Origin of the sequence: Streptomyces sp. NPDC057616 (assembly GCF_042800575.1) — a bacterium.
In the GTDB taxonomy this organism is placed as follows: domain Bacteria; phylum Actinomycetota; class Actinomycetes; order Streptomycetales; family Streptomycetaceae; genus Streptomyces.
In genome coordinates this window covers 113,006-135,118 of record NZ_JBHVGU010000004.1, presented here as the reverse complement: position 1 = coordinate 135,118, position 22,113 = coordinate 113,006, and the positions used below count along the sequence as shown (strand labels likewise).

The following is a 22,113-nucleotide window of genomic DNA, read 5'->3' as shown; positions in this document are numbered from 1 at the left end:
GTTTGGCATGATCACCCTGCCGGACGGACAGATCCATCATCGGGGGAGGTCGCACAGGTGATCCTCACGGTCACGCTGAACACCGCTCTCGACATCACGTACCGCGTGCCGGCGCTCAAGCCGCACGCCACCCACCGGGTCACCGAGGTGATCGAACGGCCCGGCGGCAAGGGCGTGAACGTGGCGCGGGTGCTCGCGGCGCTGGGACACGAGGTGACGGTCACCGGCTTCACGGGCGGTGCCACGGGCCGCATGGTCCAGGACGGCCTGACCGCGGTCGCGGGGCTGGTGGACGCGCTCGTGCCGGTCGAGGGCCGGACGCGGCGCACGATCGCGCTGGTGGACGAGCGGACCGGCGACACCACCCAGCTCAACGAACCCGGCCCCACCGTCACGCCCGCCGAGTGGGCCGCCTTCCAGGAGGCCTACGAGGGACTGCTCGCGACGGCGTCCGCGGTGGCGCTGTGCGGCAGTCTGCCGCCGGGGGTGCCGGTGGGTGCGTACGCGGGCCTGGTGCGGGCCGCCAAGGCGGCCGCCGTCCCCGTCCTCCTGGACACCAGCGGCGAGCCGCTGCGCCGGGGTGTCGCGGCGCGCCCCGATCTGATCAAGCCCAACGCCGACGAACTGGCCGAACTCACCGGCTCCCACGATCCGTTGCGCGCCACCCAGGACGCCCGCCGGCGGGGCGCCCGCGCGGTGGTGGCCTCCCTCGGCACGCAGGGCCTGCTGGCGGCGACCCCCGAGGGCCGCTGGCGCGCTGCACCCCCCGCCCGCCTCCACGGCAACCCCACGGGAGCCGGCGACTCGGCGACGGCGGGCCTCCTGTCGGGCCTGGTGGAACACCTCCCCTGGCCCGCCCGCCTCACCCGCGCGGTGGCCCTCTCGGCGGCGACGGTCCTGTCGACGACGGCGGGCGAATTCGACCGCACGACGTACGAGGACCTGACGGACCGGATCGTGGTGACGCACGAGGTCAGCGCGGCCTGATCGCACACGGCCGCAACGACCGGTTTTTGCAACACACGTTCGCAAATCCCCTATATGATCATTCGCGACCACGGATCTCCCTGACCAGAGATCCGGCGCTATTCATGTGGGGGAAGTCATGCACAAGGCAAGGAAGTTCGCCCGTCTCGCCGCCGTCGGCGTGGCCTCGGTGGGCCTCGTCGCGTCCATGAACGCCGTGGCGACGGCGGACGCCGGGACCGTGAAGCCGACGGCCGCCGCGGCCCAGGAGTGGGGCGGCGGCTGGAACAACGACCGGGACGTCAGCATCCGGGAGAAGCCCAGCACCACCGCTCGCAAGGTCGGAACCCTGAAGAAGGGGAAGATCGTCAAGTGCTGGGTGTCCGGCTGCAGCGCGGTGGACGGCGGCAACTACAAGTGCACCAGCAGCTCGCCGACCGAGCACCGCTGGCACGAGGTCCGCTGGAACGGCAAGAAGGCCTACGCCGCGACGAGCTGCCTGGAATGGGGTCGCGTCGAGTGACCTGAGCGGCACCGCTCCATGCGTCGGTGGCCGTCCCTGCGGCCACCGACCCGTGCCACTCCGCCCGGCTAGTCCTTGACCTGCCCGGCCTTGAGCCACAGCTGGTCCAGCAGGACGTTGCACTTGTCGCCGGCCTGGCAGGAGATCGAGATCGTGTTGGTGCCCTTGTTGAGGGTCGGCCACGCGTAGGTCTTCGTCCAGCCCTTCGCGAAGTCACCGTCGGCGGCATGTGCGAAGTTGCCCAGATTCAGCTTGCTGCCGAACGGCTTGCCGTTGACGGTCAGCGTCATCGACTGGTCCTCACCGGCCGCACTGAAGCCCGCGAAGAGGGTGTAGACGCCGTCCTTGGGAATGCCGTTGACGTTCCAGGTGACCGAGGCACCCGTCGCGTTGAAGCCGGTCACGTAGATGCCGCCGTCGGCACTCGCACCCTTGATGTCGGACGCGGTGCTCGTGCCGCCGTCCAGGCGCAGGGCCTTGGCGTCGATCTTCGGCAGGTCCGCCGCCTGCGCACTGCTGCTCGCCGACGAGCTCGGCTGCGAGCTCTGCTGTGACGACGGGGCGCTCGAGTTGTCGCCGCTCGCCTTGTCCTTCTGGTCGTCGCCGCCCATCATCGCGATGCCGATGCCGATCACGACCGCGGCGACCACCGCGATCGCGCCGATCAGCAGGCCCTTGGTGTTGGGGCCGCCGCCGCGGCCGCCGCCCGTGGGCGAGGGCTGCTGCACGGGGGCCGTGGGGGCGCCGCCGCCCGGCAGGGTCTCCGGCGCGGCGTAGTGGGCGTTCGGCGAGCCGTAGGCGGCCTGCTGCTGCGGTATCTGTCCGTAGGCGGCCGTCTGCTGCGCCGGCTGGCCGTACTGCCGCTGGCCGACCGCGCGGACCCGGTTGACGGAGTTCGGGTAGCCGTAACCGCCGGAGGGCGGCTGGGCTCCGTTGGCCTGCCCGTCGGCGTAGAGGTAGCCGAACGGGTCGTCGTCCTCGGGCGTACTGGCGCCGTTGTTGCCGGACGTCATCCCTTGGTACTCCTCAGCAGGTGCGGGTCGCGTGCGATCGATGGGGTCAGAATGGCGAGCCTACCCGCTCCGGGTGACCCAAACGGGTGACTCGGATCGCATCAGCTCGCTGACCTGGTGATCAACCCGCGCGTCTGTGCTGTTTGGGACGAGATCGTTTCTCTACGTACATCCGCTCGTCGGCAGACTTCAACACTTCGTCCGCAGTCATTCCACAGTGCGCCCATCCGATGCCGAAACTGGCACCCACGCGCATGGCCCGCCCGTCGACCCGGATCGGCTGGATGATCTCGTTGCGCAGCCGGACCGCGAGGTCCTGCGCGTCGGCCCGCCCCAGCCCGTCGGCCAGCACCACGAACTCGTCACCGCCGAGCCGCGCCACCGTGTCGCCGTCTCGCACGCCGCGCGACAGCCGCCGGGCGACCTCGATGAGCACCGCGTCACCCGCGTTGTGCCCGAACCGGTCGTTGATCGACTTGAAGCCGTCGAGGTCGCAGAAGAGGACCGCGAGCCCCTTGGTGCCGTCGTCATGGTCGTTCGCCGGCGCGGCGGTGTGCACGTGGTGGTCGAAGCCGTCGAACACCTCGACGCCGCCGCCCGGCCGGAAGTCGAAGCCGTGGCCGTTCGCGTCGAAGGCCGGGTGGCCGTAGGCCGCGTCCAGGGACTCCAGCGCGCCGGGGTGGGTGGGGCGGTGGCACAGGCGCGAGGACAGCCGCGACCGCAGCTCGGCCGAGTTCGGCAGGCCGGTGAGCGAGTCGTGCGAGGCGCGGTGGGCGAGCTGCAGCTCGCGGCGCTTGCGCTCCTCGATGTCCTCGACGTGCGTGAGCAGGAAACGGGGGCCGTCCGCGGCGTCGGCGACGACGCTGTTGCGCAGCGACACCCACACGTACGTGCCGTCGCGGCGCCCGAGCCGGAGCTCCGCCCGTCCTCCCTCGGCGGACGTCCGCAGCAGCGTGCCGATGTCCTCGGGGTGGACCAGGTCGGAGAAGGAGTAGCGGCGCATCGCGGAGGCGGGGCGGCCGAGCAGCCGGCACAGCGCGTCGTTGGTGCGCAGGATCCGGCCGTGCTGGTCGCCGCCCATCTCGGCGATGGCCATGCCGGAAGGGGCGTACTCGAACGCCTGGCGGAAGCTCTCCTCGCTGGCGCGCAGCGCCTGCTGCTCGCGCTCGAGCCTGACCAGCGCGCGCTGCATGTTGGCGCGCAGGCGGGCGTTGCTGATCGCGATGGCCGCCTGGAACGCGTACATCTGGAGCGCTTCGCGGCCCCATGCGCCCGGCTTGCGGCCGTTGCGCGGCCGGTCCACGGACAGGACGCCGATCAGCTCGCCGCAGGAGCCGCCCGGACCACCGGGCGTGTACATGGGCGCGAACAGCCGGTCGGAGGGGTGCCACTCGTCCTCGAAGCGGGGCGCGGGCCCGTCGGTGTACCACTGCGGGACGTCGTCGTCGTCGAGGACCCAGCCCTCGGTGTGCGGTATGAAGACCAGGTCGCCCCAGTGCTCGCCCATGCCCAGCCGGCGCTCCCAGGACTCGCGGGAGCCGACACGGCCCGTGATGAGAGCCTCCGCCGCCGCGTTGCCCGCGAAGGCGGCGACCACGAGGTCGCTGTCGGGGCGGACGAGGTTGACGCACGCCAGCTCGTAGCCGAGGCCTTTGACCACGCCTTCCGCGACCGTCTGCAGGGTGTCCGCCAGGCTTCGGGCCGTGTTCATGTCAGCCATGACCTGGTGCAGTTGTCGCAGGGTCGCAAGACGGACGTAGGGCTCCGACTCGGTCTCCATGCTCGCCCTCCCCCCGAGACCTCGCAGTGAATCAAGGGTTCTCATCGGCGTATCGTTCCTGGCAGCTTCCCAGCCACTGAATCACAGCGCGCTGCCCACTCGGTACACAGGGTCAACAATTAGTGGCCCTTGTGACTCAAGTCACAGCCAAAGATGAACAATTGAGTGGTGTTTCTGCGTTTTCCCTGTGCGTTTACCGAACGCAAACTTTGTGACTATGTAGGGATGACGCACAAGAGTACGCGCTCCGTCACAACTCCTTCCCGGACTCGGTCGGTGGACCTAGGTCCGTTCTGGGACCGGGGCCCGATGCGGCCCGCGCAGAGCGGAGATTAGCGTTTTCCGCGTGCCGAACACTCCCCTTGCCGCATTCCCGATCACTGCTCAGTCCGCCTCCGGGCATGCTGAGGGGGTGAGCAACGACGAGTTCCGCGCGGCGATGTCCCGCCTGGCCGCGGGCGTGGTCCTGGTGACCGCACAGGAGCCGCCGCTGGACCCCGACGACCCGTCGGCGCCGGGCGGCGAGGACGTCGGCATGACGGCGACGGCCTTCATGTCGGTCTCCCTGGACCCGCCCCTGGTGATGGTCAGCCTGCGCACGGGCGCCCGCATGGACGACCTGCTCGACGAACAGCCCCTGTGGGCGGTCTCGGTGCTCTCCGAGAGCCAGCGCCACATCGCCGGCCGCTTCGCCATGAAGGGCCGCATCAGCGACCGCCTGCTCTTCGAGGACATCCCCTACGCCCGCGGCGAGGTGACCGGCGCGCCCCTGGTGCGCGGCGCCCTGGCCACCCTGGAGTGCCGGACCGAGCAGCGGGTCGTGGCCGGCGACCACACCCTGGTGATCGGCCGCGTCCTGACGGCGTCCGTACCGAGCGCGGACGGCGGCCCGCTGGCCTACTTCCGCGGCCGCTACCGGCAGTTGGGCTGACCGGGACTCCGCCGGCCCCGGCCTGCGACTTCCGCCGGCCTGCGCCCCCCGCCGGCCCGCCACTTCCACCGGCCCGCGACATCCACCGGCCCGCGACATCCGCTGACCTGCGGCCCCCCGCCGGCCTGCCACCTCCGCCCGCCTGCGACCCCACCGCCCCGTAACTCCCGCCGACCTGCGACCCCTGCCGGCCTGCCACCTCCGCCCGCCCGCGACCCCGGCCCGCCTGCCACTCCCACCGACCTGCCACTCCAACCGCCTGCGACCCCGCCGGCCAGCCACTCCGCCCGCCTGCGACCCCGCCGCCCCGTAACTCCCGCTGACCTGCGAATTCCGTGGCACGCGTGCGTGGCGGCCGCCTAGGGTGCGGTCATGACGACGACCGGGCCCCGCCTCGAAGAGATCACGCCGCGCAATCTCGAGGCCGCACTGGGCATCCGCATCCGTCCCGATCAGGAGCACGCGGTGGAGCCGGTGGCGCACTCTCTCGCCGAGGCGTACGTCCGCCCGCCGGGGGTCGCCTGGCCCCGCCTGATCGTCGACGGCGACCGCCCGGTCGGCTTCCTGATGGCCTTCCTCGACATCGACTGGCACGGCGACGGCACCGTCCACCGCTCCGGCCTGTGGCGGCTCAACATCGCCGCCGCCGAACAGGGGCGCGGCTACGGCCGGTACGCCGTCGAGTCCGTCGCCGCCGAGATCCGCCGGCGCGGCGGCAGGCAGTGCCACGTCACCTGGCACCCCGGTCCGGACGGCCCCGAGGGCTTCTACCTGGGACTGGGCTTCCGGGTCACCGGAGAGCAGAGCGGCGGCCAGAGGGTCGGCGTCCTGGAGCTGGCGTAGCGCGGCCCCGCTAGACGAGCTCGATGTCCAGCGCGGCGACCCGCTCGGGGTCCGTCACGATCTCGATCACGGCGATCCGGTCCCGTACGAAGGTGAAGGCGAGGGCCCGGTCGAGACGGTCCTCCAGGAAGATCGCGAGTCCGGTGGCGCCGCCCACCAGCGCGGGACGCGCCACGTACGCGAAGTGGGCGAAGCTCGACGCGCCCCTGGCCACGCCCTGCGCCCCCGAGGTGACGCCGACGTCGGTACGCGCGACGACGTCCGGGTCGAGCAGCTCGACCAGCGCCTCGAAGTCGCCCTCCCGCGCCGCCGCCAGGAACGCGTTCACGACCTCCCGCTGGCGCACCAGGTCCCGGTCGGGCAGGTCGGCGCCCTGCACCCGGCGCCGCGCCCGGCTGGCCAGCTGCCGCGCCGCCACCGGGCTGCGCCCCACGATGTCCCCGACCTCCTCGTAGGGCACCGCGAACAGGTCGTGCAGGACGAACGCCAGCCGCTCGGCGGGCGACAGCGTCTCCAGCACGACGAGCAGCGCGACGCCCACGGAGTCGGCGAGCAGCGCGTCCTGCTCGGGACCGGCCACGGACGCGTCCGCCACCGGCGCCGTGGTCTCCAGCGGCTCCTCCGCGCGGGACTTGCGGGAGCGAAGCATGTCCAGGCAGACCCGGCCGACCACCGTGGTCAGCCAGCCACCGAGGTTCTCGACCTGCCGGGTGTCGGAACGGCTCAGCCGGAACCAGGCCTCCTGCACCGCGTCGTCGGCCTCCGCGCCCGAGCCGAGCATGCGGTAGGCGACGGCGCGCAAATGAGATCGGTGCGATTCGAAACGCCGCGCAAGGAATTCGTCGTCCGCCGGAAATACGTTCTCGTTCATCGCCACAGCTCCTCGCAGCCGGCCCCTTGTCGACGACTTGACGAACGGGACGCCGCGGATGTGACAAAGGACGTTCTACGACGACGTATTGAGCGTTTGCTTTCTCAGCCCCAGTCCCGCCCCGACCGCCCACGCTTCGTGTCGGAGCGCTGCTTCTTCTCGCGCAGCCGGCGCTCATTGATCCCGCGGGGAATCCGGGTCGCCCGGCGCGGCTTGGGCGGCGGTGCCGTCGCCTCGGCCAGGAGCGCCGCGAGGCGGACCGCGGCGGTCTCGCGGTTACGCCACTGCGAACGGTGCTCGGAGGCGCGCACGGAGACGACGCCGTCGACGAGCCGGCCGGACAGCCGCTCCAGCGCCCGCCGCTTCCACATCTCGGGCAGCGCCTGCGTGGCCGCCAGGTCGAAGCGCAGCTCCACCTGCGAGTCGCTGGTGTTGACGTGCTGCCCGCCGGGCCCCGACGACCGCGAGAAACGCCACATGAGCTCGGCCTCGGGGAGCGAGACCGAGCCGCGGATGACATAGGGACCGGACATGCCCCCATCGTCGCGCGGCTGACCGGCACACGTCACGCGAATATCGTTCACCGCAAGTTCGGTAAAGAAAGTAAAGAGACGCGGAACCTTCCGTACCCCTGCTGGCGTTCATACAGGTAGCTGTAGCTTCGTGCCGTACTGCCCGTGCGGCACGCACTGCCGTACACATACGAGGGAAAGGACTCCCAACCATGGCTGTAAGCCTGTCCAAGGGTGGCAACGTCTCGCTCACCAAGGAGGCTCCGGGCCTGACCGCCGTCACCGTGGGCCTCGGCTGGGACGTCCGCACCACCACCGGCACGGACTTCGACCTCGACGCGTCCGCCATCGCGGTCAACACGCAGGGCAAGGTCTTCTCGGACGCGCACTTCGTGTTCTTCAACAACAAGCAGACCCCGGACAACACCATCGTCCACACCGGCGACAACCGCACCGGTGAGGGCGAGGGCGACGACGAGGCGATCAACGTCAACCTGGCGGGCCTCCCGGCCGACATCGACAAGATCGTCTTCCCGGTCTCGATCTACGACGCGGAGAACCGCTCGCAGAACTTCGGCCAGGTGCGCAACGCCTACATCCGCATCATCAACCAGGCCGGCGGCACCGAGATCGCCCGCTACGACCTCTCGGAGGACGCGGCGACGGAGACGGCCATGGTCTTCGGCGAGCTCTACCGCAACGGCGCGGAGTGGAAGTTCCGCGCAGTCGGCCAGGGCTACGCCTCGGGCCTGGTGGGCATCGCCCAGGACTTCGGCGTGAACGTCTGACGTACCCAGCACCGAGCGGGAGCCCCCGGCCGTGTGGCCGGGGGCTCCGGCGTTTCGGTCCGGGCCGCATCCGGCCTCCCACCGGCTCCCGGAATTCCGCGCTCCGGTGCCGCGGACGGCTCACCGACATCCACCCCACGCCCCATGGTCCCCGGTATGCCACCCGCAAGGACTTCGTCCACGGCGAGGACGTCACCATCGCCGTCTGGACGATCTCCACGGCCGACCTGCCGCGCTATCCGGAGTAAGTGAGCTCGCGATCGTCCCCCGGGCGTATACGGTCCCGCCATGTTCCTCGAACGGCTCGCGCCGGCAGACGGCGCCCTCCCCGGTGAACTGCTCACCGAGCTGACCGCCCTGTACGCCTCCAACCGCGAGTTCCACGCGCTGAGCGGGGACTTCCCCGACCCGGACGACATCCGGCCCGAGCAGGTCGCGACCGCGCTGGCCGACGAGTTCGTGAACCCGGACGTCGAGGTGCTGCTCGCCCGCAGCGAGGGGCAGCTCGTCGGGATCGCGATCACCCTCGCCCATCACCCCGACCCGTCCGACCCGGACCCGTGGATCGGCCTGCTGATGGTGGACGCGGGGCTGCACGGCCAGGGCCACGGCCGCCGTCTGGCCGCACTCGTCGAGGACCGCTTCCGCGAGACGGGCCGCGACGCCGTCCGCCTGGCCGTACTCGACAACAACCCCAAGGCCCTCGCCTTCTGGACCACCCTCGGCTACCACCCGATCGACCGCCGCACGGACCTCCAACTGGGCCGCCCCTGCACAGTGCTACGCAAGGAACTGACGACCCCGGCCGAGTGAGCCGCACCGGCGCCGGTGCAGTATGCGGGCGTGGAGTGGACGACTTTGGCCGCAACGGGTCTCGGCGCACTGATCGGCGTGGGCTCGACCCTGCTCGCCGACCGCGCTCGCCGGCGACGCGACGCGGCCGCACGCGACCACCAGGAGCGCAAGGACATCTACGTCACCTGCCTGACGAAGTACCGCCTGGCCTACGAGTCCATGTACCCGGCGGCCGGTGCCCACAGCGGCCGGGACACGCTGAACGCGGCCGTGCGGGAGGCGTTCCGGGCATCAGGCTGCGACGAGGTTCGCGAGTCGGCACTGATCTGCGCGCCCCAGGAACTGTCCGACGTGCTGGAGGACGTCTACGCCACCCTCCGCGAGCTGCAGGACATACTCGCCGCCGCGGAACCTCCCCTGGACTCACCGGAGTTCCACGAGCACCGGCTCCGCCACGGACAGGCGGTCTGGGCGGCGCGGGCCGCGATGCGACGGGACCTCGACCGCCAGGTGTGACGTTGCACGCCCCAACTCCGCTTACAGAACATGGAGTTGACCCGGCCCGCACCGTCCGTATAGCGGATCGTCGGTAACGACTTTCGGACACGATCACGTAAAGTTTTTTGATGGTGACCTGCCAAAGAGGCCGGTCCGGGTGTCACCCTCTCCTCGCTCGCCGCAACTCTGTGCCCCACCTGTGCCCCAACCATGAGGCCAGCCCTAAGGAGACCGAGTGAGTCAGCATCGCCACGCCCTGCGCACCGCCGCCCTGATCGGCTCGGCGGCCATGGTCGTGCTCGCCCTGCAGAACGGCGCCACCGCGGCCCCCGCCCACCCGAGCGGCGCCACCGCAGTCCCCCTCACAGCTTCCGCCCGCGCAGCGGCGCTCAAGTCGGCCCAGGAGAGCTCCGGTTCCACGGCGCGTGAACTCGGGCTCGGCGCCCAGGAGAAGCTCATCGCCCAGGACGTCGTCAAGGACGCCGACGGCACCGTCCACACCCGTTACGAGCGCACGTACGCCGGCCTGCCCGTCCTCGGCGGCGACCTGGTCACCCACGTGACGAAGTCCGGCGCCCTCAAGGGCGTCAGCAAGGCGACGAAGGCCCGGATATCCGTGGCTTCCACCGACGCCACCGTCTCCACCGCGAGCGCGAAGAAGACCGCGCTGAAGACCGCCGCGGGTTCCACCAAGGCGACCTCCGCCACCGCCCGCAAGGTCGTCTGGGCCGCCGGCGCCAAGCCCGTCCTCGCCTACGAGTCCGTCGTCAAGGGCCTCCAGGACGACGGCACCCCGAGCGAACTGCACGTCGTCACGGACGCCCGCACCGGCAAGAAGATCTACTCCTACGAGGCCGTCGACACCGGCACGGGCACCAGCGAGTACAGCGGCACGGTGACCATCGGCACCACCGCCTCCGCCTCCGGCGGCTACGACCTCGTCGACGCCGGCCGCGGCGGCCACAAGACGTACGACCTGAACGGCGGCACGAACGGCACCGGCACCCTCTTCCACGACGCCGACGACAAGTGGGGCGACGGCACCCCCGCCAACCGCCAGACCGCCGCCGTCGACGCCGCCTACGGCGCCGCCGTCACCTGGGACTTCTACAAGTCCGCCTTCAACCGCAACGGCATCGCGGGCGACGGCAAGGCCGCCTACTCCCGCGTCCACTACGGCAACGCGTACGTCAACGCCTTCTGGGACGACAACTGCTTCTGCATGACGTACGGCGACGGCTCGGGCAACAACCACCCGCTCACCGCGCTGGACGTGGCCGGACACGAGATGAGCCACGGCCTGACCGCCGCGACGGCCGGCCTGAAGTACAGCCGTGAGTCGGGCGGCCTGAACGAGGCCACCTCCGACATCTTCGGCACCTCGGTGGAGTTCTTCGCCAACAACTCCTCCGACCCCGGTGACTACCTCATCGGCGAGAAGATCGACATCAACGGCGACGGCACCCCGCTGCGCTACATGGACAAGCCCAGCAAGGACGGCGGCTCGGCCGACTACTGGTCGCGCAACGTCGGCCGCCTCGACGTCCACTACTCCTCCGGCGTCGCGAACCACTTCTTCTACCTGCTGAGCGAGGGCAGCGGCGCGAAGACCGTCAACGGGGTCTCGTACAACTCCCCGACCTACGACGGCTCGACGGTCACCGGCATCGGCCGCGACAAGGCCGACCAGATCTGGTACCGGGCGCTGAGCACGTACTTCACCTCGTCGACGAACTACGCGGGCGCCCGCACCGGCACCCTGCAGGCCGCGAGCGACCTGTACGGCGCGGGCAGCGCCGAGTACAACGCGGTGGCCGCCGCCTGGAAGGCGGTCAACGTCAACTGACCTGACGAGAAAGGGCGGTACGGCCGGACCGTTCGTCGCGACGGCCTCCTCACGGACGGTCCGGCTTCCCCTCCCCGTACAGCCAGGTCTTCCAGATCGGGCCGAAGTCCTTGTCGGGCGCCATCTTCTCCACGTACGCCGTGAAGTCCGCCGTGCCGGCGTTGCCGTGGCGGTGGGCGGCGGCCCAGCCCTGGATGATGTCGTAGAAGGTGTCGTCGCCGACCGTCTGCCGGATCTTGTGCAGGACCATCGCGCCGCGGGCGTAGACCGGGTCGTCGGAGATGTGGCCGGCGCCGCTCGGCCTGCCGGGCGGGAAGGCCCAGATGTCCGGGTAGTCGTCCTCGCCGTGGGCGTAGAGCTCGTCGAAGGTCTTCTGCGCGCTGTCGCCGCCGTGGTCCTCGTCCCACAGCCACTCCGCGTAGGTCGCGAAGCCCTCGTTGAGCCACATGTCCCGCCAGGTCTTCGGCGTGACGGAGTCGCCGTACCACTGGTGGGCGAGCTCGTGGACGAGCGTCTCGGTGTCGGGGGCGCCGGGGAAGACGGGCCGGGTCTGGGTCTCCAGGGCGTACTCGGCGTCCTGCGGGCGGTCGACGATCGCGCCGGTGGAGGAGAAGGGGTACGGCCCGAAGTTGTACTCCTCCCACCGCACGATCTCGGGGATCTTCGCGAGCACCTTCCGGCTCGCCTTCGCCTGGGACGGATCGACCGCGACGTACGCCGGCAGCCGGTCCTTGCCGATGGTGTACCGGCTGATGTCGTAGTGGCCGACGGCGACCGTGGCCACGTAGCTCGCCATCGGCTCGGCGGTGTGCCACCTGAAGGTCGTGCCTCCCGTGCCGTTCGTCTCGCCCGTCAACTCCCCGTTGGACACGGCCTGGAGGCCCTTCGGCACGGTGACCGCGATGTCGTACGCCGCCTTGTCGGAGGGGTGGTGGTTGCCGGGGAACCAGGTCATGGAGCCGACCGGCTCGCCGAGCGCGAGCGCGCCGTCGGCCGTGCGCAGCCAGCCCTCGTGGGAGCCGTCGGCGTCGGTGAGGGTCTGCGGGGTACCGGAGTAGCGCACGGTGACGCGGAAGGTCTCGTGGTCGGCGAGGTCGTCGTGGGGGCGGACGGTGAGCTCCTGCCCGGCGCGGTTCCAGCGGGCGGGCCGGCCCTCGACGGTGACGTCGTCGACGTGCAGCCCCTCCAGGTCGAGATCGAAGGCGGAGAGGTCCTTCGTGGCGCGGGCGGTGAGGGTCGCGGTGCCGGTGAGGCGGTGGCCGGAGGGGTCGTAGGCGAGTCTCAGGTCGTAGTGGCCGACGTCGTACCCGCCGTTGCCGGCCTTCGGAAAGTACGGATCGTGCACACCGGAGCCGCCCGGGGTGCCGTGCACACCGCCGTCGCACGCGGTGAGGGCGAGGGCGAGCAGGACGGCGGCCGGGACAACCGGTACGGATCGGGACACGGCTGCGATCCTAGGACGGCTCGTACGCCGCTTCGACCGCGCGGGGCCGGGCCGGCTTCACCCCTCCGGCCCGCATGACACCATCTCGTACGTGCTCGACATCGGCTACGCCCTCTCCAACCGCTTCCCGGACCCCCCGCAGACCGACTACCGCCGCGCTGACGTCCACGCGCTGCGGCACGACCTGTTCTGCGGCGACGTCTATCTCGCCGACGTCAAGGCGGACCGGGAACTGTCCACAGCCTGGGGATGGGTGCCGGTGCTCGACTTCGCGTGGGCGCTGTGCGACATCGTGGAACGGCTGGACCGGGACCCGGCGGGGTCGCGCGCCGCACGCCCCCAGCACGCCGAGATCGACTTCACCGAGTCGACCGACCGGATGCTCTTCGAGCGCCGCTTCGGATGGGTGGACGTGGAGGCGGACTGGATGCCGGGCGACGAACCGCCCCTCACCTTCTCGCATGCAGAACTCCGCCGCGAGGCGCGGGACTTCCTGCACGACCTGATCGCCGACCTGGTGGACATGCACGACGACCTCGGCGAGAACCCGGCGATCTGGACACTGCAGGCCCGCTTCCCCCGGGTCGGGTGACGTCCACGGGCGCAGGCACAGTCCGCCCACCGGCGCCTGCAAAGTCAGCCCACCGGCGTCGCCCCCCTCAGGCGCCGGCGCAGTTCACACCGGCACCGGCACGTTCCGCCTCCGGCGCCCGCGCCGGCACAGTCCGCCACCGGCGCCCGCACCCCCGCCGCTGACCCCCCTCAGCCCTCCACCCTGATCCCCATCTCCCCCGCCAGCACCAGCGCCAGATCCATCAGCTGCGCCGGGCTGATCACCGCCCCCGCCAGCCGGTCCACGCCCCGCGCGATCCCCAGCTCCACCACGCCCCGCAGATCCACGTCCTTGAGCACCGCCGCGGTGAGGTCCGCCTCCTTCAGGACGCAGTCCACGAACTCAACGCGCTCCAGCACGGCACCGCCGAGATCGGGCTCGACCAGGACGCAGCTCTCGAAGACGACGTCCTTCAGCCGGGCCGTACGCAGGTTCAGGTAGTCGATCTTGCCGCCGCGGACGACGACGCGCTCCAGCACGGCGCCGTGCAGCTGCACACCGCCGAGACGGGCGTCGACCAGCTCGACGTCGCGCAGGGTGGCCTCGGCGAGGTCCGTGCCGACGCCTCTCAGCCCCGTCAGGGACGAGTCGAGGATGCGGGCCTTGTGCAGCCTCGTCTCGTCCACCGCGCACCCCGTCAGCGCGCAGTCCATGAACCGGGCGCCCCCGCCGTCCTGCCCGGCGAGATCCACCTCACGGAACTCCAGCCCGTCGTAGTCCCCGTCGGGCTCCAGCTCCCCGCCCCCGAACGGCTCCAGCGGAGGCAGCCGCACCTCGGGCCGCCGCGCCCCCTTCACCGGCCCGCGGGAACCTCCCCCACCGCTCGCCGCACCCGGACCGCCCGCCGCTCTCCTCGCCATGGCCCCATCCTGCACCCCGCCTCTGACAATCCCTCTGACCAGGCAGAACACGGCCGTTGTCACATTCCGGGTGCCGGAAACCGTCGTATCAACGAAAAGCGAAGGTCCGACACCGAGGGGGAGCCCACCCATGCACCGCATCACCGTCATCGGCGGCGGTTTCGCCGGACTCACCGCGGCCGTCACCGCTGCCGAGGCGGGCGCCAAAGTGACCGTGTACGAGGCCCATCACACACTCGGCGGACGAGCCCGCACGGCCGAGGGCCCGTACCGGACGAACGACGGACCGCACGCCCTCTACAGCGGCGGCCCGCACTGGACCTGGCTCAGACAGCGCGACCTGCTCGGCACGCTCGCCCCGCTCCCGCCCCTGGAGGCGGCCCGGCTACGGCTGCGCCACCACGGCGTGCTGCGCCGCACCCCGCCCTTCGCGATGCTCAAACTGCTGCGCCATGGACTCCAGCAGGCGCCCGTAGACGCCGACTTCATGAGCTGGGCCACCCGGATCGCGGGCGAGGAGGGCGCCCGTGCCGCCGCCCACTACTCCGCCGTCGCCCTCTTCCACCACGACCCGGGCGCCCTGTCCGCCGCCTTCGTGCAGGAGCGGCTGCGCCGCGCCACCAAGCTGCCGCCCGAGGCGCACTATCCGCGCGGCGGCTGGGCGAGCGTCATCGACCGGATGGCCGCGCGGGCCTGGAACCTCGGCGTACGGATGGAGACGCTGTCCCGCGTCGACACCCTGCCGGACGACGGTCCCGTGATCGTCGCCACCTCCCTCGACGCGGCCCGGCGGCTGCTCCGCGACGACTCCCTGACCTGGACCGGCGGCCGTACGACACTCGTCGATCTCGCCGTGCGGACCCGGCGCGGGGACGCCTTCGCGGTGTCCGACCTCGACGCCCCGGGCTGGCTGGAGCGGTTCACCGCGCAGGACCGTTCCCTCGCACCGGCCGGCGAGCAGCTGATCCAGGGGCAGATCCCCATCGCCCCGCACGAGTCGAAGGCCGACGGCACGGCCCGCGCCGAGCAGCTTCTCGACCTCGGCTTCGAGGGCTGGCGCGAGCGCGTCACCTGGCGGCGCGACTCCGTCGCGAACGGCCGGACCGGCGCCGTCGACCTGCCCGGCACCAGCTGGCGCGACCGGCCCGCCATCGACCGCGGGGGCGGCGTCTACCTCGCCGGCGACCAGGTCGCGGCCCCGGGTGTCCTGTCGGAGGTCTCCTTCAACAGCGCCCTCACCGCGGTCTCCCTGGCCCTCGGCCGCCACTCCCTTGACCTCAAGCAAGCTTGAGGTTGAAGAGTGGGGCTCTCACGAACAGTTGGGGGATTCACCATGCACGCCATCCGCCTGCACGCCTTCGGTCCGGCCGAGAACCTCCGGCTCGAGGAGGTCGCCGACCCCGTGCCCGGCCCCGGCCAGATCCGCGTCGCCGTCGAGGCCGCGGGGGTGCACCTGCTCGACACCGCCCTCCGCGAGGGCCTGCGGGGGCCGCTGCCCGAGCCGCCCCGGCTGCCCACCGTCCCGGGCCGCGAGGTCGCCGGCGTCGTCGACTCGCTCGGCGAGGGCGTCGCCGAACTCTGGCTCGGCAGGCGCGTCGTGGCCCATCTCGGATTCGCGCCCGGCGGCTACGCAGAGCTGGCCGTCGTCGACGTCGACCGGGCGCACGAGATCCCCGCGAACCTGGACGCCGCCGAGGCGGTCGCCATGATCGGAACGGGCCGTACGGCGATGGGCATCGTGCAGTTCGCCGAGCTGGGCCCGGGCTCCGTGGCCGTGATCCCGGCGGCCGCGGGCGGCATCGGCACCCTGCTCGTGCAGTACGCGAAGAACACCGGCGCGGTGGTCGTCGGTCTCGCGGGCGGCTCCGGGAAGGTCGCGCGCGTGCAGGCCAACGGCGCCGACATCGCCGCCGACTACACCGACCCCGCCTGGCCCGAAAAGGTCCGCGCCCATCTCGGCGGCCGGCCCGCCACCGTGGTCCTCGACGGCGTCGGCGGCGAGGTCGCCCGCCACGCCACCGGCCTCCTCGGCCCCGGCGGCAGGCATCTCGTCTTCGGCTGGTCGGCCGAGGGCATCCGCGACGGGGAGCCCTACCTCGTCGACGGCGTCTCCGAACAGGTCCTCGGCCCCGTGATGATGCGCAGGGCCGGCGGCCCCGACCCCCTGCAGACCCTGGAGCTGCGCGCGCTGGCCGAGGCCGCCGCGGGGCGACTGCGCCCCGCCGTGCAGCGCTTCCCGCTCGCCGACGCGGCCGCCGCACACAGGGCACTCGAAACGCGCGCAACGACAGGAAAGGTGGTACTGGAGCCATGACCAGGCACGAAGCCTCCGCGGATGCGATACGTACCGATCCATGGTCTTCTGACCGGATGAGTGACACCCGGACAGGTGAAGCTCCCGCGGACACCGACCCCCGCCGCTGGTGGGGTCTGGTGATCATCGCCCTCGCACAGCTCATGGTCGTGCTCGACGCGACGATCGTGAACATCGCCCTCCCCTCCGCACAGCGCGACCTCGGCATGTCCGACGGCAACCGGCAGTGGGTCATCACCGCGTACACCCTGGCCTTCGGCGGACTGCTCCTGCTCGGCGGGCGCATCGCCGACCTGGTGGGCCGCAAGCGGACGTTCGTCATCGGCCTGATCGGCTTCGCCGGCGCCTCCGCGCTCGGCGGTGCCGCCACCTCCTCGGGCATGCTCTTCGGCGCCCGCGCCCTCCAGGGCGCCTTCGCCGCCGTCCTGGCCCCCTCCGCCCTGTCGCTGCTGACGACGACGTTCACCGACCCCAAGGAGCGCGGCAAGGCGTTCGGCATCTACGGCGCCCTGGCCGGCAGCGGATCGGCGATCGGCTTCATCGTCGGCGGCCTGCTGACGGAGTACCTGAACTGGCGCTGGTGCCTCTACGTCAACATCCCCATCGCGATCGTCGCCGTCTTCGGCGCCTTCGCCCTCCTGCACGACCGCCCCGGCCACGCGGGTTCCCGCCTCGACGTCCCCGGCGCCGTGCTGGGCTGCGGCGGACTGGTCGCGATCGTCTACGGCGTCAGCGAGGCCGAGTCGCGGGGCTGGACGGACGGTCTCGTGCTCGGCCTGTTCGCGGCAGGCGTCGTACTCCTCGCGACCTTCGTGTGGTGGCAGACCCGGGCCCCCATGCCCCTGCTCCCGCTGCACATCGTCAAGGACCGCAACCGCGCCGGCTGCTTCCTGACCATGGCGCTCGCCACCATCGGCATGTTCGGCCTGTTCCTGTTCATGACCTACTACCTCCAGGTCGTCCTCGCGTACTCGCCGGTGAAGACGGGCCTGGCCTTCCTGCCGCTGACCGTCGCGATCATCATCGGCTCGACCCAGATCTCCGCCCGGCTGCTGAACCGTGTGGCGCCGCGGATGCTGATGGTCCCGGGCATGATCCTCGCGGCGGGCGGCATGGCCCTGTTCACGCGGATGACGGTCCACTCGTCGTACGCCACCGAGATCCTGCCCGCGCTGCTCCTGATGGGCCTGGGCATGGGCCTGACCTTCATGCCGGTCTTCGCCACCGCCACCGCGGGCGTCGCCCCGCAGGACTCCGGCGTGACCTCTGCGACCGTCAACACCTCGCAGCAGGTGGGCGGTTCGATCGGTACGGCGCTGCTCAACACGATCGCCACCAGCAGCAGCGCGGCCTACATCACCGCCCATCTCCACAACCCCGCCCAGAAGGCGCTGATCCTCAAGGAGGGCGTCGTCCACGGCTACACGGTCGCCATCTGGTGGGCCGCCGGCATCATGCTCCTGGCCGCCCTGGTGGCGGGGCTGATGGTCACGGCGAAGGCCCCCCGGCACGGTGCCCCTGCGGAGGACCCGGTGCCCGAGCCGGCGCTCTGACCGGCACCACCACCGGCCGGGGAGGGGCCCACCGGACCGCGGACCCCTCCCCTTCCACCGCACATTCTCAGTGCCGCACGGTCTCAGTGCCGCCCGGCCACCCGGTCCGCGAATCGCGCCAGCTTCGACGACTCTGCGCTGTGCGTGCGCCGCTCGCGCTGGTCCGCCGCCCGGTAGGTGGCGTACATGCCGTGCACGCCGAGCCAGCGCAGCGGCTCCGGCTCCCACTTGCGCACCTTGTGCCCGACCCACGGCAGCGCGGTCAGGTCGGTGCGCCCGCCCTGCCCCGAGTCGAGCTGCACCAGGTCGGTGAGCGTGCGCGCGGCGAGATTCGTCGTGGCCACGCCCGAGCCGACATAGCCGCCGGCCCAGCCGAGGCCGGTCGTCCGGTCCAGCGTCACCGTCGCGCACCAGTCCCGGGGCACCCCGAGCACACCGGACCAGGCGTGCGCGATCCCCACGCCGGCCAGCGACGGGAAGAGGCGCACCAGGATCTCCCGCAGCGCCTCGACGGTCGCCTCCTGCGTGCGCCCGTCGTTGTCGGTCCGCGACCCGAAGCGGTACGGCGCCCCGCGCCCGCCGAGCGCGATCCGCCCGTCGGCGGTGCGCTGCGCGTACATATAGGCGTGCGCCATGTCGCCCAGCGTCTCGCGGCCCTCCCAGCCGACCGACTCCCACTGCTCGTCGGTGAGCGGCTCGGTGGCGATCATCGAGGAGTTCATCGGCAGCCAGGTGCGCCGGAGCCCCTTGAGACCGGCGGTGAACCCCTCGGTGCAGCGCAGCACATAGGGCGCCCGCACCGTCCCGTACGGCGTCACCGCGTGCTTCGGCCGGATCTCCGTCACCGGCGTCGACTCGTGGATGGTCACCCCGAGGGCCTCGACGGCGGCCGCCAGCCCCTTCACCAGCTTCACCGGGTGCAGCCGCGCCCCGTGCGGGGTCCAGCTCGCGCCGACCGCGTCCGCGACCCGGATCCGCTCGGCCGCCTCCCCCGCGCCGTAGAGCTCACGGTCCTTCTCGCCGTACGAGAGCTCGTGCTCGTGGAAGGCCTTCAGCCGGGCCAACTGGGCGGGTGTGGTGGCGACTTCGAGCACCCCGCCCTTGTGGACGTCCGCCTCGATGCCCTCCTCGGCGGCGATCCGGACGACCTCGTCGACGGTGTCGTTCATGGCCTGCTGCAGCCGTACGGCGGCCTCGTGGCCGTGCAGCTTGGCGTACCGGTCGCGCCCCGCGATCCCGTTGTACAGCCAGCCCCCGTTGCGCCCCGAGGCGCCGTATCCGCAGAACTTCTGCTCGAGGACGGTGATCCTGAGGAAGGGCGTGGCCTTCTTCAGGTAGTACGCGGTCCACAGGCCCGTGTACCCGCCGCCCACGATCACGACGTCCGCGGCGGCGTCACCGGCGAGCGGCTGCCGCACCGCCGGGAGCCCGTCGTCCGCGTACCAGAAGGAGATCCCGCCGTTCACGACACTCTTCGCCGAGCTGCTCATGGCCGGAAAGCTAACCCTTCAGGGCAGCCCATGTCTCCTTCGGATTCCATGCTTCTCCGCGCCCTCTGACCAGCGGATAGCAGGCGAGTCCGATCACCACGGAGAGGAAGTGCCCGAAGTCGGTGAAAGTGGGCGACGAGGCGAGCGGCCCCCCGTACACGACGAGCACGACCGCGAGATACGGATACCGCCAGGGCAGGGCGATCCGGTACGTCAGCACCGCCACCACCCCCGCGAGCGCGTAACTCACCCCGATGTCCAGGGTGTTGACCGCCGAGTACGGCGCCATCCCGTCCCGCACGGCCTTCAGCAGCGCCCCCTCGCTGATCAGCGTGGCGAGCACGTGCGCGGCCACGCACACCATCAGCCACCTCAGCGTCCCCAGCCAGCGCTCGGCCTGTGCGTGGAAGACGGTGTAGAGGACGGCGTACGGCACCCAGTCGCCGCCGTCGATCCACATCGCGCTCTGCACCAGCACCCGGGTGGGATCGTTCGACAGCTCATGGATGTTGGTGGACCGCTGCCGCAGGAAGTCCTGCTCGAACTCCGGCGACATGTGGTGCAGCGCGACCGTGGTGACGAACAGGATCGCCAGCCAGATGTACGTGCCGGGGGCGCTGCGGACGTACGCCCACACCTTCTCTCCGAGCCCCCGGTCACAGCGCATGAGGCGATTCACCCACGTCGGTATCGTCGCCCGTGTGATCGACATCCCGAGCGGGCTGGCGGCCGCACTGGAGAGGTACAACGGTGAGGCGGGCCGCGCCTTCGTCGCCGGTCTGCCCGCCCTCGCGGCGGAGTTCCTGCGGCGCTGGGACCTGCGGCCGGACGGCCGCCCCCTGCACGGCATGACCGCCCTCGTCCTGCCGGTGGTCCGCGCCGACGGCACCCCGGCGGCGCTGAAGCTTCAGCTGCGGGACGAGGAAAGCGCGGGCGAGCCCGTCGCCCTGCGCCGGTGGGACGGCGACTGCGCGGTCCGCCTGCTCGACCACGACAGCACGACCCACACCATGCTCCTGGAACGACTCGACCACACCCGCATGCTCTCGCAGCTCCCCGGCACGCGCGAGGCGGTGCTGGTCATCGCGGGCCTGCTCGCCCGCCTCACCGCTGCCGCGGCCCCGCCGGGGATGCGGCGCCTCGGCGACATCGCGCGCACCATGCTGGAACGGACCCCGCGGGCGCTGGAGAGCATCCCGGACACCGCGACCCGGCGCCTGGTCGCGGACTGCGCCGCCGCCGTACGCGAGGTCGCGGACGAGCCCGGCGACCGCCTGCTGCACTGGGACCTGCACGACGAGAACGTCCTCTCCTCCGGCCGCGCCCCCTGGCTCGCCATCGACCCCAAGCCGCTGGCCGGCGACCCGGGCTTCGAGCTGTGGCCGGCGCTCCGCAACCGCTTCGAGGCGGGCGAGGTCCGCTGGCGCTTCGACGCCATGACGGACGTCCTCGGCCTGGACCGCGCCCGCGCGTACGCCTGGACCCTCGGCCGCCTCCTCCAGAACACCCTCTGGGACATCGAGGACGGCCGCACCCCGGACTCCCGCCAACTCGAGATCGCCCGCCGCCTGCGCGGCCACGCCAGCTAGCCTCGGCGGCATGATCCGCACAGCGACCCCCGCCGACATCCCCGTCATCCACGCCCTGATCCGCGAACTGGCCGAGTACGAGAAGCTCCCGCACGAGGCGAGGGCCACCGAGGCCCAGCTCCACGAGGCGCTGTTCGGTGAACGCCCCGCCGCCTTCGCGCACATCGCGGCCGACGACACCACCGGCGACCCGGTCGGCTTCGCGCTGTGGTTCCTGAACTTCTCCACCTGGCGCGGCGTCCACGGCATCTACCTCGAGGACCTCTACGTCCGCCCCACCGCCCGCGGCGCCGGCCACGGCAAGGCCCTCCTCACCGAACTGGCCCGCATCTGCGTCACCCGCGGCTACGAACGCCTCGAATGGTCCGTCCTGGACTGGAACGCCCCGAGCATCGCCTTCTACGAGTCCCTCGGCGCCCGCCCGCAGGACGAGTGGACGGTGTACCGCCTGACGGACGACGCGCTCGCGGCGCTCGGCGAGGGCGTGCGAAAGCCCAGGCAGGATTGCTCCTGACCTGGGCATTTGCACCCCCTTGCGGGGGAGCCGGGGAGGGTCGTGCGGAGAAGCAGCTGAGGCGGCCGCTCAGAGGGCCTTGCTGTTGCAGCCCATGTCGGAGCCGAGGTGGTGGTCCTGCGCACCCGGGTTGCCCTCGCCGTTGAGCGCGTTGCCCAGCACGCCGTTCAGGGCGCCGACGCTGCCGAGAACGTCGATGTTCATGTCGTGCGAGCGGCACTCGATGCCCTGGGAGATGTCGAAGCCGCCGTCGTGCGCCCCCGCCTCACCATGAGCGAAGGCGGGACCGGCACCGAGGGAACCGAGGCTGCCGAGGACGGCGGCCCCCACGAGAGCCGCCTTCTGAAGCTTGCGCATTTCTTCTCCATTG

The 22,113-nt window shown here is 71.5% G+C and carries 23 protein-coding genes and 1 pseudogene; 15 read left to right on the top strand and 9 right to left on the bottom strand.

Annotation, left to right across the window (positions count from 1 at the left end; all coding sequences use genetic code 11):
* Nucleotides 1-57: 57 nt before the first annotated feature.
* Together ACFU97_RS06005 and ACFU97_RS06000 are read left to right on the top strand one after the other, a co-directional pair.
* Nucleotides 58-987, top strand: coding sequence for a 1-phosphofructokinase family hexose kinase (locus ACFU97_RS06005; RefSeq protein ID WP_384251483.1), 930 nt, complete (start codon nt 58-60; stop codon nt 985-987).
* Between the two features lie 118 nt (nt 988-1,105).
* On the top strand, nt 1,106-1,489 hold the full coding sequence (locus ACFU97_RS06000) for a hypothetical protein (RefSeq protein ID WP_384251480.1): 384 nt from the start codon (nt 1,106-1,108) through the stop codon (nt 1,487-1,489).
* Nucleotides 1,490-1,557: 68 nt separating this feature from the next.
* On the opposite strand, the gene ACFU97_RS05995 is transcribed toward ACFU97_RS06000, so the two are convergent.
* Together ACFU97_RS05995 and cdgB are read right to left on the bottom strand one after the other, a co-directional pair.
* Nucleotides 1,558-2,502 carry a carbohydrate-binding protein gene (locus ACFU97_RS05995; RefSeq protein WP_384251478.1) on the bottom strand — a complete coding sequence of 315 codons (945 nt, stop codon included), beginning with the start codon at nt 2,500-2,502 and terminating at the stop codon, nt 1,558-1,560.
* Between the two features lie 121 nt (nt 2,503-2,623).
* Nucleotides 2,624-4,282, bottom strand: a complete 1,659-nt coding sequence (gene cdgB / locus ACFU97_RS05990; RefSeq protein ID WP_384251475.1) for a diguanylate cyclase CdgB — start codon at nt 4,280-4,282, stop codon at nt 2,624-2,626.
* Nucleotides 4,283-4,628: 346 nt separating this feature from the next.
* Here cdgB and ACFU97_RS05985 point away from each other — a divergent pair, with 346 nt between their 5' ends.
* Nucleotides 4,629-5,213 (top strand): flavin reductase family protein, encoded by a 585-nt coding sequence (locus ACFU97_RS05985; protein ID WP_384251472.1) that lies wholly within the window; start codon nt 4,629-4,631, stop codon nt 5,211-5,213.
* Nucleotides 5,214-5,585: 372 nt separating this feature from the next.
* Nucleotides 5,586-6,056 (top strand): GNAT family N-acetyltransferase, encoded by a 471-nt coding sequence (locus tag ACFU97_RS05980; protein ID WP_384251470.1) that lies wholly within the window; start codon nt 5,586-5,588, stop codon nt 6,054-6,056.
* Nucleotides 6,057-6,066: 10 nt separating this feature from the next.
* Here the strand turns inward: ACFU97_RS05980 and ACFU97_RS05975 are convergent, their stop codons facing one another.
* On the bottom strand, nt 6,067-6,927 hold the full coding sequence (locus ACFU97_RS05975) for a sigma-70 family RNA polymerase sigma factor (RefSeq protein WP_384251467.1): 861 nt from the start codon (nt 6,925-6,927) through the stop codon (nt 6,067-6,069).
* 104 nt (nt 6,928-7,031) lie between these two features.
* Complete coding sequence (arfB, locus tag ACFU97_RS05970; RefSeq protein WP_384251464.1) at nt 7,032-7,460, bottom strand: alternative ribosome rescue aminoacyl-tRNA hydrolase ArfB; 429 nt, start codon at nt 7,458-7,460, stop codon at nt 7,032-7,034.
* A gap of 191 nt (nt 7,461-7,651) precedes the next feature.
* Between arfB and ACFU97_RS05965 the strand changes: the two genes are divergently transcribed.
* The 5 genes and pseudogenes from ACFU97_RS05965 to ACFU97_RS05945 all read left to right on the top strand — a co-directional run bounded on the left by ACFU97_RS05965 (nt 7,652) and on the right by ACFU97_RS05945 (nt 11,366).
* On the top strand, nt 7,652-8,227 hold the full coding sequence (locus tag ACFU97_RS05965) for a TerD family protein (RefSeq protein ID WP_384251462.1): 576 nt from the start codon (nt 7,652-7,654) through the stop codon (nt 8,225-8,227).
* A 119-nt stretch (nt 8,228-8,346) separates the two neighbouring features.
* Nucleotides 8,347-8,475 (top strand): annotated as a pseudogene (locus ACFU97_RS05960) (Uma2 family endonuclease); the annotation flags it as partial.
* A 40-nt stretch (nt 8,476-8,515) separates the two neighbouring features.
* Nucleotides 8,516-9,040, top strand: a complete 525-nt coding sequence (locus ACFU97_RS05955) for a GNAT family N-acetyltransferase (RefSeq protein ID WP_384251460.1) — start codon at nt 8,516-8,518, stop codon at nt 9,038-9,040.
* Nucleotides 9,041-9,070: 30 nt separating this feature from the next.
* Complete coding sequence (locus ACFU97_RS05950; RefSeq protein ID WP_384251457.1) at nt 9,071-9,538, top strand: hypothetical protein; 468 nt, start codon at nt 9,071-9,073, stop codon at nt 9,536-9,538.
* A 271-nt stretch (nt 9,539-9,809) separates the two neighbouring features.
* Complete coding sequence (locus ACFU97_RS05945; RefSeq protein WP_384251990.1) at nt 9,810-11,366, top strand: M4 family metallopeptidase; 1,557 nt, start codon at nt 9,810-9,812, stop codon at nt 11,364-11,366.
* A 49-nt stretch (nt 11,367-11,415) separates the two neighbouring features.
* Here ACFU97_RS05945 and ACFU97_RS05940 read toward each other — a convergent pair whose 3' ends face one another.
* Nucleotides 11,416-12,810: a M1 family metallopeptidase gene (locus tag ACFU97_RS05940; protein ID WP_384251455.1), complete on the bottom strand. Its 1,395-nt coding sequence runs from the start codon at nt 12,808-12,810 to the stop codon at nt 11,416-11,418.
* Nucleotides 12,811-12,901: 91 nt separating this feature from the next.
* Between ACFU97_RS05940 and ACFU97_RS05935 the strand changes: the two genes are divergently transcribed.
* The gene (locus tag ACFU97_RS05935; RefSeq protein WP_384251452.1) at nt 12,902-13,402 is read left to right on the top strand and encodes a hypothetical protein; all 501 of its coding nucleotides are present in this window, start codon (nt 12,902-12,904) and stop codon (nt 13,400-13,402) included.
* 170 nt (nt 13,403-13,572) lie between these two features.
* On the opposite strand, the gene ACFU97_RS05930 is transcribed toward ACFU97_RS05935, so the two are convergent.
* Nucleotides 13,573-14,283 carry a pentapeptide repeat-containing protein gene (locus ACFU97_RS05930; RefSeq protein WP_384251450.1) on the bottom strand — a complete coding sequence of 237 codons (711 nt, stop codon included), beginning with the start codon at nt 14,281-14,283 and terminating at the stop codon, nt 13,573-13,575.
* A 130-nt stretch (nt 14,284-14,413) separates the two neighbouring features.
* On the opposite strand from ACFU97_RS05930, the gene ACFU97_RS05925 reads away from it, so the two are divergent.
* From ACFU97_RS05925 to ACFU97_RS05915, 3 genes are read left to right on the top strand one after another with little or no spacing between them, the layout of a single operon-like run.
* A complete protein-coding gene (locus tag ACFU97_RS05925; RefSeq protein WP_384251448.1) occupies nt 14,414-15,574 on the top strand; it encodes an FAD-dependent oxidoreductase in 1,161 nt (386 codons plus the stop codon).
* 42 nt (nt 15,575-15,616) lie between these two features.
* Nucleotides 15,617-16,597: a zinc-binding dehydrogenase gene (locus ACFU97_RS05920; RefSeq protein WP_384251445.1), complete on the top strand. Its 981-nt coding sequence runs from the start codon at nt 15,617-15,619 to the stop codon at nt 16,595-16,597.
* A 56-nt stretch (nt 16,598-16,653) separates the two neighbouring features.
* On the top strand, nt 16,654-18,150 hold the full coding sequence (locus ACFU97_RS05915) for an MFS transporter (RefSeq protein WP_384251443.1): 1,497 nt from the start codon (nt 16,654-16,656) through the stop codon (nt 18,148-18,150).
* Between the two features lie 83 nt (nt 18,151-18,233).
* Here the strand turns inward: ACFU97_RS05915 and ACFU97_RS05910 are convergent, their stop codons facing one another.
* Together ACFU97_RS05910 and ACFU97_RS05905 are read right to left on the bottom strand one after the other, a co-directional pair.
* Nucleotides 18,234-19,640 carry an NAD(P)/FAD-dependent oxidoreductase gene (locus ACFU97_RS05910; RefSeq protein WP_384251441.1) on the bottom strand — a complete coding sequence of 469 codons (1,407 nt, stop codon included), beginning with the start codon at nt 19,638-19,640 and terminating at the stop codon, nt 18,234-18,236.
* A 10-nt stretch (nt 19,641-19,650) separates the two neighbouring features.
* On the bottom strand, nt 19,651-20,307 hold the full coding sequence (locus ACFU97_RS05905) for a rhomboid-like protein (RefSeq protein WP_384251438.1): 657 nt from the start codon (nt 20,305-20,307) through the stop codon (nt 19,651-19,653).
* Between ACFU97_RS05905 and ACFU97_RS05900 the strand changes: the two genes are divergently transcribed.
* On the top strand, nt 20,306-21,229 hold the full coding sequence (locus ACFU97_RS05900; protein ID WP_384251436.1) for an aminoglycoside phosphotransferase family protein: 924 nt from the start codon (nt 20,306-20,308) through the stop codon (nt 21,227-21,229). The genes ACFU97_RS05905 and ACFU97_RS05900 overlap by 2 nt on opposite strands.
* Nucleotides 21,230-21,239: 10 nt before the next feature.
* A complete protein-coding gene (locus ACFU97_RS05895; RefSeq protein WP_384251433.1) occupies nt 21,240-21,743 on the top strand; it encodes a GNAT family N-acetyltransferase in 504 nt (167 codons plus the stop codon).
* Nucleotides 21,744-21,812: 69 nt separating this feature from the next.
* On the opposite strand, the gene ACFU97_RS05890 is transcribed toward ACFU97_RS05895, so the two are convergent.
* Complete coding sequence (locus tag ACFU97_RS05890) at nt 21,813-22,100, bottom strand: hypothetical protein (RefSeq protein WP_384251430.1); 288 nt, start codon at nt 22,098-22,100, stop codon at nt 21,813-21,815.
* Between the last annotated feature and the right edge of the window lie 13 nt (nt 22,101-22,113).